The 13,987-nt window shown below is 54.6% G+C and carries 11 protein-coding genes and 1 tRNA gene; 1 reads left to right on the top strand and 11 read right to left on the bottom strand.

Features of this window, described 5'->3' with window-relative positions:
- Positions 1–32 precede the first annotated feature (32 nt).
- Genes HS100_03235 through mraZ form a run of 6 tightly spaced genes read right to left on the bottom strand, consistent with a single transcriptional unit; the run spans position 33 to position 6,090 of the window.
- Positions 33–1,031, bottom strand: coding sequence for a phospho-N-acetylmuramoyl-pentapeptide-transferase (locus HS100_03235; GenBank protein MBE7432905.1), 999 nt, complete (start codon positions 1,029–1,031; stop codon positions 33–35).
- Positions 1,028–2,446: a UDP-N-acetylmuramoyl-tripeptide--D-alanyl-D-alanine ligase gene (gene murF / locus HS100_03240; GenBank protein ID MBE7432906.1), complete on the bottom strand. Its 1,419-nt coding sequence runs from the start codon at positions 2,444–2,446 to the stop codon at positions 1,028–1,030. Before murF ends, HS100_03235 begins: the two co-directional genes overlap by 4 nt.
- A gap of 1 nt (position 2,447) precedes the next feature.
- On the bottom strand, positions 2,448–4,196 hold the full coding sequence (locus tag HS100_03245) for a penicillin-binding protein 2 (protein MBE7432907.1): 1,749 nt from the start codon (positions 4,194–4,196) through the stop codon (positions 2,448–2,450).
- Positions 4,193–4,672: a hypothetical protein gene (locus tag HS100_03250; protein MBE7432908.1), complete on the bottom strand. Its 480-nt coding sequence runs from the start codon at positions 4,670–4,672 to the stop codon at positions 4,193–4,195. The genes HS100_03245 and HS100_03250 overlap by 4 nt, the downstream gene beginning before the upstream one ends.
- 36 nt (positions 4,673–4,708) lie before the next feature.
- Entirely contained in the window at positions 4,709–5,626 is a 918-nt protein-coding gene (rsmH, locus tag HS100_03255) for a 16S rRNA (cytosine(1402)-N(4))-methyltransferase RsmH (protein MBE7432909.1), read from the bottom strand.
- 8 nt (positions 5,627–5,634) lie between these two features.
- Positions 5,635–6,090, bottom strand: a complete 456-nt coding sequence (mraZ, locus tag HS100_03260) for a division/cell wall cluster transcriptional repressor MraZ (protein ID MBE7432910.1) — start codon at positions 6,088–6,090, stop codon at positions 5,635–5,637.
- A 114-nt stretch (positions 6,091–6,204) separates the two neighbouring features.
- On the opposite strand from mraZ, the gene HS100_03265 reads away from it, so the two are divergent.
- Positions 6,205–7,158, top strand: a complete 954-nt coding sequence (locus HS100_03265; GenBank protein MBE7432911.1) for a class I SAM-dependent methyltransferase — start codon at positions 6,205–6,207, stop codon at positions 7,156–7,158.
- A gap of 345 nt (positions 7,159–7,503) precedes the next feature.
- On the opposite strand, the gene HS100_03270 is transcribed toward HS100_03265, so the two are convergent.
- The 5 genes from HS100_03270 to HS100_03290 all read right to left on the bottom strand — a co-directional run bounded on the left by HS100_03270 (position 7,504) and on the right by HS100_03290 (position 13,905).
- Positions 7,504–7,576 (bottom strand) — tRNA-Glu (locus HS100_03270).
- A 19-nt stretch (positions 7,577–7,595) separates the two neighbouring features.
- Entirely contained in the window at positions 7,596–9,569 is a 1,974-nt protein-coding gene (locus HS100_03275) for an LUD domain-containing protein (GenBank protein MBE7432912.1), read from the bottom strand.
- Positions 9,566–10,273 carry a class I SAM-dependent methyltransferase gene (locus tag HS100_03280; GenBank protein ID MBE7432913.1) on the bottom strand — a complete coding sequence of 236 codons (708 nt, stop codon included), beginning with the start codon at positions 10,271–10,273 and terminating at the stop codon, positions 9,566–9,568. Before HS100_03280 ends, HS100_03275 begins: the two co-directional genes overlap by 4 nt.
- A 12-nt stretch (positions 10,274–10,285) precedes the next feature.
- Positions 10,286–11,095 carry a (Fe-S)-binding protein gene (locus HS100_03285; protein ID MBE7432914.1) on the bottom strand — a complete coding sequence of 270 codons (810 nt, stop codon included), beginning with the start codon at positions 11,093–11,095 and terminating at the stop codon, positions 10,286–10,288.
- Positions 11,096–11,385: 290 nt separating this feature from the next.
- A complete protein-coding gene (locus tag HS100_03290) occupies positions 11,386–13,905 on the bottom strand; it encodes a leucine--tRNA ligase (protein MBE7432915.1) in 2,520 nt (839 codons plus the stop codon).
- Between the last annotated feature and the right edge of the window lie 82 nt (positions 13,906–13,987).

The raw sequence follows: 13,987 nt of genomic DNA on the forward strand, positions 1-13,987 counted from the left end.
AAATCACGTTTCACTTATCATTGTTCACACAACTACACCTGCGATAATCCTATTCCAATCAGCCCGGCCATCAAACCGATGAGCCAGAATCGCTGGACGACCTGAGTCTCGCTCCAACCGAGCAATTCGAAATGCAAATGGAGCGGCGCCATCTTGAAGAAACGTTTTCCGCCCGTCCAGCGGAAATAAAGAATCTGGATCACGACGCTGAGCATCTCAGCGAGAGGAATAATACCGATGATCAACAGCATGGGCCACTGACCCGTCATCAACGCGATGACCGCCAACACCGAGCCGAGCGCCATCGAGCCGGTGTCACCCATGATCAATTGCGCGGGATGCACATTGAACCACAGATACCCGAACAAAGCGCCAACAAGGATGAAACAAAAGCGCGCGAGAAAGGTCTGTTCCTGCATCAGGGCAATGCCGCCAAATGCGGCAATGGCGGTGGCAGCGATCAGACCCGCGAGACCGTCGAGGCCGTCCGTGAAATTAACGGCGTTCGATTCAGCGACGATGATAAAGGCGGCGATTGGCACGTAAATCCAGCCGATCTCGATCTCGAAGAAGTAACCAGGTAGGTACAGGTCGGGCGCATCGATGACGTATTTCAAAGCGTAAGCCGTTGCCAGCGCAAGGGCCACCTGGAATATGAACTTGGTGCGGGCGCGCATCCCGTCACCTTTGCGTTTTCCGTGAATGCCTTCCCAATCATCCACCGCGCCAAGGATGGCGAACCCGACCATGACCGCCATCGGCAAAAGGACGGAGCGCCCGATCCCGCTTGTGGTCACGCCGATCAATGCCACAGCATTCAGTAAGCCGCTCAATAACAAAACCGGCAGGATGAACATCACGCCGCCCATGGTTGGCGTGCCCATCTTGACGCGATGCGCATCCGGCTCCTCCACGCGGATGATCTTCCCGATCTTGAAATGCCGCAGGATGCGCAGCAACGGCGTTCCCCAAATGGCCGTCATGATGAAAGCCAGCCCCGCCATGCTGAGGGAGAGGGCGATGTCTCTCACGAGCGCACCTCCAGCGCGGCTGTGATGCGATCCATGCGCAAGCCATGCGAACCTTTGATAAGAACCGCATCGTTCGCAGACAGGTTTTTTGTCAGCCAATCCACAACGGGAGCGATCTCCTCGTATTCCAGGATCGAAGCCGGTTTCATCCCTGCGCGGCGCGCGGCATCTGCGATCATATGTCCGCGAGTGCCAAGCGTAATGAGAATCTTTGCGACCTGCGCGGCACGCATACCTACCATTTCATGTCCCTGGCGCTCGTAAGGACCAAGTTCGAGCATGTCGCCGAGCACGGCGATCTTGCGGCCGTCGAGTTCGTCGAGCAGGTTCAACGCCGCCAGCATCGATTCAGGCGCGGCATTATAGGTATCGTCGAGGATCAACGCGCCGTTATTGCTGCGCGCTGCAACCAGGCGCAACTCGGCATGTCCTTGTGAGAGACCCTCCAAAATCTCCTGCCAGGATAAACCATCATTCAAACCAACCGCAGAGGCGCGCAAGGCGGTATGGATCGAGTGGCGTCCGATCATCGGGATGCGCATGTGCAGGGTTTCTTTCTTGTAATGCAGCCGGAAACGGATTCCGTCCAGTCCCAAGCCTTCAATCTGATCCGCCCATAGATGCGCTTCGGGAGAAAGCCCGTAGAAGAAGACTCGCGCCTTGGTCTTCTCTTCCATTTTGCGAACCCAGGGATCGTCGAAGTTGAGGATGGCGACCCCATCCGGCGGCAGCGCAGCGGGTAATTCACTCTTCCCGCGAAAGATGGCTTCCTGCGAACCGGCGCGCTCGGCATGGACAGTTCCCACATTCGAGACAACACCGATCTGGGGCTGGGCAATGTCGCACAGAAATTGAATCTCACCCGGGACGTAGAATCCCATTTCGAGCACGGCTCGTTCGTACCCTGAGCCAAGCCGCAATAAAGTGAGCGGCAGTCCGATCTCATTGTTCAGGTTGCCGGGGCTTTTCAAGGTCCGGTAACGGACGCTCAACACTTCCGCCACCATCTCTTTCGTCGTGGATTTGCCGACACTGCCGGTGATTCCAACCACGCGCAAATCCGGCAATCTGCGGCGCCAGAAACGAGCGATCTGCTGCAAAGCTGAAAGTGTGTTATCCACGCGGAGAAGGAGGGGCGGTTCAAATGTCAGTGCAGGATCAACCACCAAACCGCCTCGCAGGTCGAGGGTCCGATAGGAAGCGTCCGCGTCCCGTTGAATTAAAGCAAAAGATGCCCCCCTGCGAAATGCATCTGGGAGGAAATCATGTCCATCTGCGTTCTCGCCAGGAATCGCCACAAAAAGGGACCCGGGAATCGCCTGTCGCGAATCGATGGCGCCTTCCGTGATCACGGCGGATGCGTTCGGCGGGCGAACCGAGGTCAGGGCTTCGAGGACATCTGCAAGGGTCAACATATTATCTTGAGGCAAGTTGATGACGAATCGAGTCAGGCGGAATATCCAATAGGATGACAGCGCGTTGGGCCATTTCAGAAAAAACAGGCGCGGCGGTTTCAGAACTCCAGGGCGATGTGGTCGGGCGTTCGAGCCAAACGTAGATCATAAACTGCGGATCGTCCACCGGTCCCCAACCGATGAAAGAGGCGTTCGTCTGACTTCCATCATAAATGCCGTTGACGGGGATTTGCGCGGTGCCGGTCTTGCCCGCCACGCGATAACCGGGGACAAGCGCGAGCGACGATTCCTGCTCGAGCGAGATGGCAAGCATCTCGTTCAAGGTCGCCGCCGTCTGTTCGGAGATGGGAGTCGCCCCGAATTGTTCGGGGACCTCATGCTGCCGTCCATCGCGCACCATTGCATATAATACATGCGGGATGACCATGCGTCCGTTGTTCGCAACTGCGGAGACAGCCGCCATCATTTGAATTGGTGTGACCGCAACGCCCTGACCGAAGGCATTTGTGCCAAGATCGACGGGATACCAATCCGCATCTCCCGGGACCTTGAGCCTGCCCGGCGCTTCCCAAGCCATATCCACGCCGGTGAGATGACCCATGCCAAATGCATCCATGTAATCGTAAAAAGTCCCGGTTCCCATTTGCGTGGAAAGAGTTACCATGCAAACATTAAGGGAATGCTGCAAACAACCGATCATGTTTTGCACGCCCCATGGATTGCGGTCCCAGTTCTGGACGGTAACGCCGCCCACCAGGATCGAACCGGTATCCAGATAAGTGGTTTCCGGTGTGACCGTTCCGCTATCCAAAGCGGCTGCCATGGTGAGAACTTTAAAGACCGAGCCCGGTTCATACGACATGGATATGGCCGGGTTGAAGTAGGTGGAGTTGGGATAGATCGCGCCGTAATTCCAGAACTTGTTCAGGTTCATGCGGTGCGAGACGGCAAGCGCGTAAATCTCGCCGCTGCGAGGATTCATAATGGCAATGAGCCCATCCTGTGCGCCATATTCCCCTAACGATGAATCCAGAATATCCTCTGCGGCGGCTTGCAGGTCGCGATCGATAGTCAGGATCAATGTAGTCCCGTCCGGCGCGCGCGGAATTTCAAAGGCTTTGTTCGGGTCTGTCGGCACAAGCACCGTAACCGGGTTCCCCGCAAGCAAAGAGTCGTACTTTTCCTCCACGCCAAAATAACCCACGCCTTCACGGCTGACAAATCCGAGGACGTTCGAAGCGAGGGCGTTTTCCGGATAACTGCGCTGGGGATGCGATTTGAACTGGAGTCCGGTCAATCCACCCACCGAACCTTCGGGAGCCTCCTCGTTCAATGCTTTCTTTAATTCCTGAAGATAAAGTGCCTGTTGCGCATCCACATAATCAGCGAGGATGATGTAGGAAAGTCCCTCTGGAGGATTCTGGATGACATCCATCAGACTGTCGTAATCCATGCCGAGGGTATCCGCAACGGCAAAAGAGATGGCGTGCGGATCGGTCATGATATTCAGGTCCAAACCGATCTCATAAACGATCTGCTCGCCGGCGAGTAGCCGTCCCTTGCGGTCGTAGATCTCACCCCGGTTCGGATAGAAGGTGCGGTATTCGTAGGCGTAGGCTTCAGACTGTTGACGAAAGATATCCGCCTCGGGGCTGTTCTGAATGCGTGTCATCTGCACGATGATGGCAAGCGCGAAGAGCGCGAGTGCGCCCGCCAACACCTGGCTTCGCCTGCCATATTGCTGTCTCATTGGAATCTCCGCGCAGAAACAAGACGTTCATCCATCCAGTCCAACAACGACTGGTTGTATTCAGGCGGAATGGTCAGAACGTTCAACTGCGTCTCCGCCGACGAAGAAAGATCGACCGCCTTGGGAGCAACGTAACCGGGCACCACGAGGTATTCCAATTCATCAGGCTCGACCGGACGGTAACCCATCTCCCTCGCGCGCGCCTCCATCGAAGCGGCGGAGGTTAAACCCGCAAGTTGAGTCTGCATGTCACTGCTTACCTGCCGGCTTATGGCAATGGCGTCGGTCAGATCCTGTATCTCGCGCCCGGCAATCGCCGTGCGGGAGGTTACATTAAGATACAAAGCCGCCACCATCGCGAAAACCACAACCAACAGCAAGGCGTTGCCGATCCACTGACGCTGGACGCGCCAGGGCGCGACCCGATATGCATGGATCAGATGGGTGACGTTCGGGAGATGGTTCGGGATGTTCACAGTACTTCTCTCAAATGGCGGACATGAAGTCCGTTCCTACAGCTTCTCGACAACTCTAAGTTTTGCACTGCGCGCGCGAGGGTTTTCTCGTAGCTCTTCCTCGCCCGGCAGGATCGGCTTCTTATTCACTAGCTTTACTACAGCCTTACGTTCCACTTCATAAATTCTTTCATAAGGCGGATTGATGAGATCTTTGCTCTGCTCTCGAAAATACTCTTTGACGATGCGGTCTTCCAACGAGTGGAAGGAGATCACTGCGCATCGCCCTCCGGACTTGAGAACCGTCACAGCTTGCGGAAGCGTTTTCTCCACTGCCGCCAATTCGTCGTTGACGGCGATGCGCAGGGCTTGAAACGTCTGCGTGGCGGGGTGAGTCTTGTCGCCGCGTCGGGGAGATGCCTTTTCAATGGTGGCGACCAGCTCACCCGTCGTGTGAAGCGGTCGGGCTTGGACGATGGCTCGCGCGATCTTGCGGGCATCCCGATCTTCGCCATACTTGAAGATGATGTCGGCAAGTTCGCGTTCGTCGAATGTGTTGACGATGTCCGCGGCGCTCATCACGGCATTGATACCGAAGCGCATGTCTAGCGGACCATCCTGCATGAAGGAAAAACCTCGCTCGGAGTTATCGAACTGCATGGACGACGCGCCCAGGTCGAGTACAATGCCGTCGATGGCATCCCAACTCAATGAAGCGAGCTGTTCACTGAGAGTGATATGGGAGGCTTGCACGAGGTGAAAGCGACCTTCGTAAGGAGCCAAGGTCTCACGAGAGATCGCCAGCGCCTGCGGGTCCACATCGAGACCGAGCAGTTGCCCATCCGGCGCGCAAGCCTCCAGGATGCCGCGAGCGTGCCCGCCCGCGCCCAGGGTGCCATCCACATACCGCCCGCTGTTGCGGGGTTGCAGAGCGTGTATAATCTCTTGGTAAAGTACAGGTTTGTGCGCAGTCATAACAACCGTTATGAAGACGCGGAGTTCGTTTTAGAAAGATCGAGCGTAGAGAAGCGTGCGTTGTTGGCTTCCACATCTTGAAGCAGAGCCATCTGCTCGCCCCAGGCTGCGGGAGTCCACACTTCGAAGTACTCGCCCTGCCCCGCCACCACCAACTCGCCGTTGGCAATGCCAAGGAAAGTGCGTAAGTTCTGCGGGACAAGGATGCGCCCAATTTTGTCTACGTCGATGGGATAGGCGTTGGCGAGGATCAAGCGTCGCAGCATACGGGCGGTCGGGTCGGCAAGGTTCATGGCTTCGATGCGCTCATAGACCTGTTTGAAATATGCCTCGGTCATCACCATCAGGCATTTGTCGAAACCCTGCGTGATAAAGGCGCCGCATTCCAGCAACTCACGAAAGCGCGCCGGGATCATCAGGCGACCCTTATCATCGAGATTGTGCTGGAACTGGCCTAAGAACATTTGTGCTACTATTCCTTTTAATGATGTGAACGCCGGGAAACCCGGCGCTCTTACCATTTTCTACCACTTTCTACCACATTATACCCTTTGGAGGGTAAAAATCAAGTAGTTTAAGTGACCATTAACCTTGCAAAAAAGGATACTGTGCAATCTTTCACTTTTTTAGAAGCCGCTCGCTGGAAAGACTATGAACTAATCGACTCCGGAGACGGTCTTAAACTCGAACGTTTCGGCAAATACACCTTTGCACGTCCCGAATCCCAGGCCATGTGGAGCCGCGCCCTGCCCCAGTCTGAGTGGGAGAATGCTGACGGGGTCTTCATTCCCACCGGAGAGGAAAGCGGTGGTCATTGGAAGTTAAGGAAGAAAGTGGAAGAGCAATGGGTCATGAGTTATCCCCTCACCCCAGCCCCTCTCCTGATGGGAGAGGAGCAAGGGGTGAGGGATTTAAGATTCAACGTGGTGACGACTCCCGGTCGTCACCTCGGCGTTTTCCCCGAAGTCGCGCCTCACTGGGACTTTATGGCTGAATCAATCCAGAAAGCTGGTTCACACCCTAACATACTCAACCTGTTCGGCTACACCGGTCTTGCCACCCTCGCCGCCGCTGCCGCAGGGGCTTCCGTGACTCATGTGGATGCGTCGAAAAAGTCCGTGTCGTGGGCGCGCGAAAATCAGGAACTCTCCGGGCTGAGCAACAGGCCCATCCGCTGGATCGTGGAAGACGCGTTGAAATACGTCCAACGCGAAGCCAAACGCGGGGTCAAATACGATGGCGTCATCCTCGACCCACCCAAGTTCGGGCGGGGACCGAAGGGCGAAGTGTGGGAAGTTTATAGATCCCTGCCGAATCTTTTGAATGAAATCCGTAAATGTCTGAGTGATCATCCGCTCTTTGTGATCGTCACTGTTTATGCCGTCCGCGCATCGGCGATTCATATTGCGCAAGCCCTGGGCGAGATGATGAATAAATACAAAGGCACGCTCGACAGTGGCGAATTGGTCACACGCGAGAAAAGCGCAAACCGATTATTGTCGCAGGCTGTGTTTGCCAGATGGTCGAAGTAAGAGGTTGGGGACTAAACAAGATACACGGCAAAACCAGCGTGGCGATTCTTCGCTTCGCTCAGAATCACATTAAATGGATATATTACAAAAAAACGTCTTTAACGAAACGGTTTCAGATGTGCCACAGGGGAATTCGAATCCCCGGCTGAGCCTCACGTACCTCGATGGTATGAGCAGGGCTTACGGAAATAAAAAAACCGCCTCATCATCATAATAATGAAGCGGTGGTGTGCCCCCAGGGGAATTCGAATCCCCGTTTAAGCCTCGCGTACCTCGATGGTATGAGCAGGGCTTACGAAAATAAAAAAACCGCCTCATCATCATAATAATAATGAAGCGGTGGTGTGCCCCCAGGGGAATTCGAATCCCCGTTTAAGCCTTGAGAGGGCTTCGTCCTGGGCCACTAGACGATGGGGGCGAGAGCGGGCGAGATTGTATCATCCCGATTTTGAATCGTCAACGAAGACGTGAATTTCCCTCGGTCCATGCACGCCGATGGTGAGCGTCATTTCGATGTCCGCCGTGCGCGATGGTCCGGTAATGAAGACGGCGTTTTTGCCTTTAGTCATTTCAATCGCATCCAGCAGGGATGGGACGATGTCGCTCGACCTCAGAACTGCAATATGGATTTCGGGCAAGAGCGATCCATACAATTCCTCGTCCGCCGCCAAAACGGACCCGGTATCTGCCAGCCCAGCCCAAGCCTTCGTCACGCCAACAGTGAGGGACGGGTCGGGCTTGGGAGTAAAGTCGATTCCTGAGCGGCGCAAAAGGGTTTCGTCCAACACGTTTGGTTGAAGATAGAATTTTTGGACACCTTTCGATTTTAGATATTCGAGGATCGATTGAGTTGGATTCTTTGTTTGGTACACATTGCCGGAAAGGGTGTTAAGTTCGGTAGTAAATTGAACGAGTAAATTCGGAGGTTGGGTGGCTTGGACAATCACAGATTCTTTGGCAATATTGATCTGTGACCTGACCTCCCTATCCACCAATTCCGTTTTCCTATATCTCCCCCGAAACGTCTTGTCCGCAAAGCGCGGCAAATCCTTGCTGAACCCCCAACCGGTGAACGCAGGCAGATGAACCCATTCGGAACGGGGGGAGAGCAGATGGGTTCCGACCGAAGCCAACTTTTGCGAGAGGGCAAACAGCTTCGGCTGTGTCGCGAGGCGGGCGTACATCTTCAAGGATATCTTTGTCAACCAGTTCAAGCCGACCCCTTCTTTTTTCTTGTTATCAGCCTGGCCCGCCCTTACTCTTGTCAACAATTTCGGCAGGTCAATATCCACGGGGCAGGCGTCCTTGCAAGCGCCGCAAAGGGATGAGGCCTGGGCAAGATGGAAATAATTTTCGCCGAACAAACCCGGTGAGACGACCGAACCGATCGGACCGGGATATGGCGCTATGGTTTTATCCCTGCCAATGTAGGCATGGCCGCTCAACTCGCGGAAGACCGGGCAGGCATTGAGACATGCACCGCAGCGAATGCAGTAAAGCGATTCTTTTAGCGGCGAATTGCGAACCTTGTTTCGCCCGTTATCGAGGATGATGAGGTGACGGGTTTGACCCGGAAGCGGTTTGTGAATCAATTGGGTATAGACGGTGATCTTTTGCCCGGTCGCCGAGCGCGGCAGGAGCGAAAGCATGAGCGCGAGATCGTTGAGATTGGGAACAAGGCGTTCCATGCCCATCAACGCGATATGAGTCTTGGGAAGGGTCGTGACCATTCGTCCGTTGCCCTCATTGGTGACGATACAAATGCCGCCCGATTCAACCACTCCGAAGTTGACCCCGCTGACACCGATATCGGCAGTGAGAAAAACTTCACGCAAGACCTTCCGGGCGGTGGCGGTGAGAGTGGGAATGTCCTCGCTGTATGGGATGCCGATCTTTTCGTGGAAGAGCTGCGCGACCTGCTCTTTTTTTAGATGCACCGCCGGTGTGATAATGTGACTGGGTCGTTCATGACGCAGCTGCACGATATATTCGCCGAGATCGGTTTCGACGACACGAATGCCTTCTTTTTCAAGCGCGTGGTTCAGCCCGATCTCCTCGCTGACCATGCTCTTGGATTTGGCGACAAGAATTTCTGGCAATTGCTGATTGGTAATTGATTTGGTAATTTTCAAAACAATATCGATTGCTTCATTTGCATCTTTTGCCGTGTGGACGATGATGCCGTTGGCTTGGGCGTTGACAACGAATCGATCCAGGTATTCCGGCAGGCGTTCGATCGCGTCAGCACGGACACGATGCGCACGCTGGCGCCTTTCGCGCCAATCGGGGATCGACTCAAAGGCAGCGGCTTTACCATTGAGTCGACGCTCGGAGTTATTATCCAACGCGACTTGGAGGGTTTCGTTTTCAATCGATTCGCGGATGCGCGCGCGGAAAGATGTGTTACTCATTTATTAACCCCAATGTACAGACCGCGTCCGCTCAGCCCCTTCTTGTTATAGACAGTTTTCAAGCCTGCGGACTCGAAAGCCCCCATATACTCCTCATGAGTAAACAACCCCATGATGTGATTTTCCATGAAGTACCTGACGCCTTTTATATCGCCAACCATGTAATGGAATTCGAGGAGAGAGGTATTTCCCTTCCTGCTGGAATAACTGATCCGGGCGACCTTGAAATCCGGGGTTTCAGCATGCAATGAACGGACACTGCCTTGTTTCCAATCGACCGGCGAAAACCATGGCTCGACAAGCAATACTCCGCCGGGGAGGAGATGCCTTGCCATGGTCTTGATTGCCTTCGTCATTCCAGGTCTGGTCTTCACATAACCAATGGAACTAAAAAGGCAGACAACGGCATCGAATCGTTTGCCGAGCTCGAAATCGACCATGTTCCCGCGGTGGAATTTCAATTTTGGAAATTTCGCGCGGGCGATCTTCGACATCGCCGGGTCGATATCCAAGCCTTCATATTTGTAATACTTCCTCAAAACCTCGGCATGAGCGCCGGTTCCGCAGGCGACATCGAGCAAGGAATTTTTGATCGTCCGTTTGTATTTCTGGATGACTATATGCGCCGCTTCAGCCTCCGCGGCATAATCCTTGCCCAAGGCTTCATAGAGAACGTCGTAGTATTTTTCCGATTTTGCGAACATGAGATCACCCGGTCAACGTGAATTCAAAACTTCTGCAATATGGATCACTTTTTGATCCTTCTTCAACCGTTTCAAGCCGCCCAGGATGTGCATCAGGCAGCCCGCATCGGTGACGACGAGCGTGGGAGCCTGGGTCTTTTCAAGATTGGATATTTTGCGCTTCAACCATTCCGCCGAGAGTTCCGGGTGCTCCACAGACATGATCCCGCCGAACCCGCAGCATTCATGCTCATTGGGCAGTTCCACGAGAGTCGCGCCTTCGACGTTTTGAAGCAGGGTCCTAGGCTGTTTATCCACGTTGAGTCCGCGCAGGGTATGGCAGGAAGGATGATACGTGAGCAATCCCTCCCATTTCGCGCCAACATCGGTGATACCGAGTTTATCCACCAGATATTCGGTAAATTCAAAGACGCGCCTGCCAAGCATCTCCGCGCGCGGATACCATGCCGCATCATCGGCAAATAACTCAAGGAGATTATGCCGGAAATGATGTGCGCAGGAACCGGAGGGGATGACGATCTCGTCGCGGGTTTTTTCAAAGACCTTGATGGTATGTTCCGCGATCATGCGCGCATCGTTGCGCAGACCGGCGTTGAATTGCGGCTGACCGCAGCAGGTTTGTTCGGGTGTGAAATCCACGTCCACGCCGAGACGGTTCAGAATCTCGACAACGGCTTCACCAGTCTGCGGGAAGAACGAATCGGTCAGGCATGTGATGAAGAGTTGGACAGAGGGCACGGTCGGATTATAAAGCCAATAGAGGTTCCTCAATGCTGCAAAAGGGACGGGAAAATAAAAATCCTGGTCAATGCCAATTAGCATTTCGCGGACCATCCACCCAAAGGCGCGCTTAAAACGAAGACTCTCGTTGTCGTCCAAAATAAGACTTCCTGCAAAAGCCTAATTTTCAAATAAGCATTGGAAATAAACATAATCAACCCCGAATTTAATTTGGGACGCGGACGAGCGCAGATTTACGCGGAAAAGGTATAAAAATCCGCGTTTTCAGCGTTTATCAGCGTCCCATTTGTTCTTAAAAACGAACTCACCCGCGAAACCTTAATTTCGGGGTGAGTCATGCTACTGTGCGGTTAAGTCATTTTGAAGATTGGTTAAACGACCACGCTCACCAGCCTGCCTTTCGCCACGATGACTTTCCGCGGCTCCTTCCCTTCCAGATACCGCCGGACTCCCTCTGAAGCCAGCGCTGCGGACTTGATCTCCTCCTCGCCCGCATCAGACGCGACCGTGATTCGGTCCCGCACCTTGCCATTGACCTGGACAGGGATCTCGATCGTATCCTCCTTTGCGGCGGACTCATCCACATTAGGCCACTTCTGCTGATGGATCGAATACGGCTTGCCCAGATGATTCGTCCACAGTTCTTCAGTGATGTGCGGCGCAACCGGAGCCATCATTTTCAGATAATATTCCTTCGCCTCCTCCCACTCCGGCGTTCCGGCCGCACCTGCCTCGCGCGCCTTGTACATTTCGTTCGACAGTTCCATCAACGATGAGATGACCGTGTTGAACTCAAAATTCTCGAAGTCATGCGTCACACGTTTCAAGGTCTGGTGAACCTTTCGGCGTAGATTCTTTTTCGCCTGGTCAGAGGCAGCCCCGGCTGAGTCTGACGCGCCATATGGGTCCGTGAACAGGGTCCACACGCGGCGCATCCAGCGCGCGATACCCTCGATGCCGTTCGAATCCCACGGCGCGCCTTGCTGCCAGCGGGCGAAGAACATCAAGTACGCGCGCACCGTGTCTGCGCCATAGCGCTGAACCAACACATCCGGCGCGACCACGTTGCCGCGGCTCTTGGACATTTTGCGGTTGTCCTCCGCCAGCACCATGCCCTGGTTTCGCAATTGCATCACAGGCTCATTCCCTTCGGTGATGCCCAAGTCACGCAACGCCTTGTGGAAGAAGCGGAAATATAACAGGTGCATGTTGGCGTGCTCGCTCCCACCCGTGTATGTGTCAACCGGCATCCAGTAGTTATATTCAGCCTCGTCGAACGGCGCCTGGTCGTTGTGCGGGCTCAGGTAGCGCATGTGATACCACGACGAGCACATGAACGTATCCATCGTATCCGTTTCGCGCACCGCATATTCACCGCACACGGGACAGGTGGTGTCCTTCCATGTCGGATGGAACTTCAATGGCGATTCGCCCGTAGGTTTCCACTCGTCGATATCTTCGGGCAACAGCACGGGCAGTTGATCGTCGGGCACGGGATTCCATCCGTGCGTTTCGCAATGCACCATTGGAATCGGCGCGCCCCAAAATCGCTGGCGCGAGATCAGCCAGTCGCGGTAACGATAATTCACATCGCGTTTGCCGATTCCTTTTTGTTCCAGCCATTCGGTCACCGCTTTGATGGCGGGGTTCGCCATGCCCTTGTCGTTCGTCGCGCGCGTTCCGTTGAACGGACCCGAATTGATCATTACGCCTTCGTGTTCGTGCGCGGCTTCCATCGTATCGCCGTTCAACTCGACGCCTTCGGGTTGAATCACGGGGATCACCTTCAGACCAAACTTGCGCGCAAATTTAAAGTCACGCTCATCGTGCGCAGGGACCGCCATGATCGCTCCCGTGCCGTATGACATCAACACATAATCCGCAACCCAGATCGGAATGCGCTCATCATTAACGGGATTGATCGCATAACCGCCGGTGAAAACTCCCGTCTTCTCCTTATCCTTCGCCTCGCGCTGGATGTCGGTCTGTTTCTCGGCTTGAGCCTTGTACTCGCTGACGGTTTGTTGATTCTCCGGCGTGGTGACCTTATCCACCAGCGGGTGCTCGGGCGACATGACCATGAAGGTCGCGCCCCACAGGGTATCCGGCCGGGTGGTGAAGATCTCTATGGGGTCGCCCGCCTCCGTCTTGAAGATGACCGAGGCGCCTTCACTGCGGCCGATCCAGTTCGTCTGCGAGACCTTGATGAACTCGGGCCAGTCGATGCCGTCGAAGCGCAGTAATTCATCGGCGTATTTCGTGGCTTTGAAGAACCATTGCTCCAATTCCTTTTTAATCACAGGTGTTCCGCAGCGTTCACAAACCCGTTCATCACCTTTGACCTGTTCGCGCGCCAGGGTCGTATTGTCCTTCGGGCACCAATCCACGGTGGCTTTCTTTCGGTATGCCAGGCCGTGTTTGTACAACTGGATGAAGAACCATTCGGTCCACCTGTAATACTCAGGCTCGGACGAGACCGCTTCGCGTTCCCAATCGAACATCGCGCCCATCGTTCGCATTTGTTTGCGCATCCGTTCGATATTTGCGTACGTCCACTTCTTCGGGTGGATGTTATGTTTGATCGCCGCGTTTTCCGCATTCAGACCGAACGCATCGAAGCCCATTGGGAACAGCACGTTATATCCCTGCATCCGCTTGAAGCGCGCGCGCGCGTCGGGTGGAGTCATCGAAAACCAGTGACCGATGTGCAGGTCGCCGCTGGGATAGGGCAGCATGGTCAGCGCATAATGCTTGGGCTTGCTCTCATCCATTACCGAGCGATACAATTTGTCCGCCTCCCATTTCGCCTGCCAGTTCGGCTCATATACGCCGGGGTTGAAGGAAATATCCTTCACCTGTTTCTGCCCTTTTGCCGGTTTCTCAACAGGCATGATCGCTTTCGGCCTTTCAGTCACGGGTATGATGGCTCCGCCCGGCGCAGGGATGATCGCCTTGGGAACGGAAGTTTTCTTT

It is taken from the genome of Anaerolineales bacterium, assembly GCA_015075725.1.
Classification (GTDB): domain Bacteria; phylum Chloroflexota; class Anaerolineae; order Anaerolineales; family Villigracilaceae; genus Villigracilis.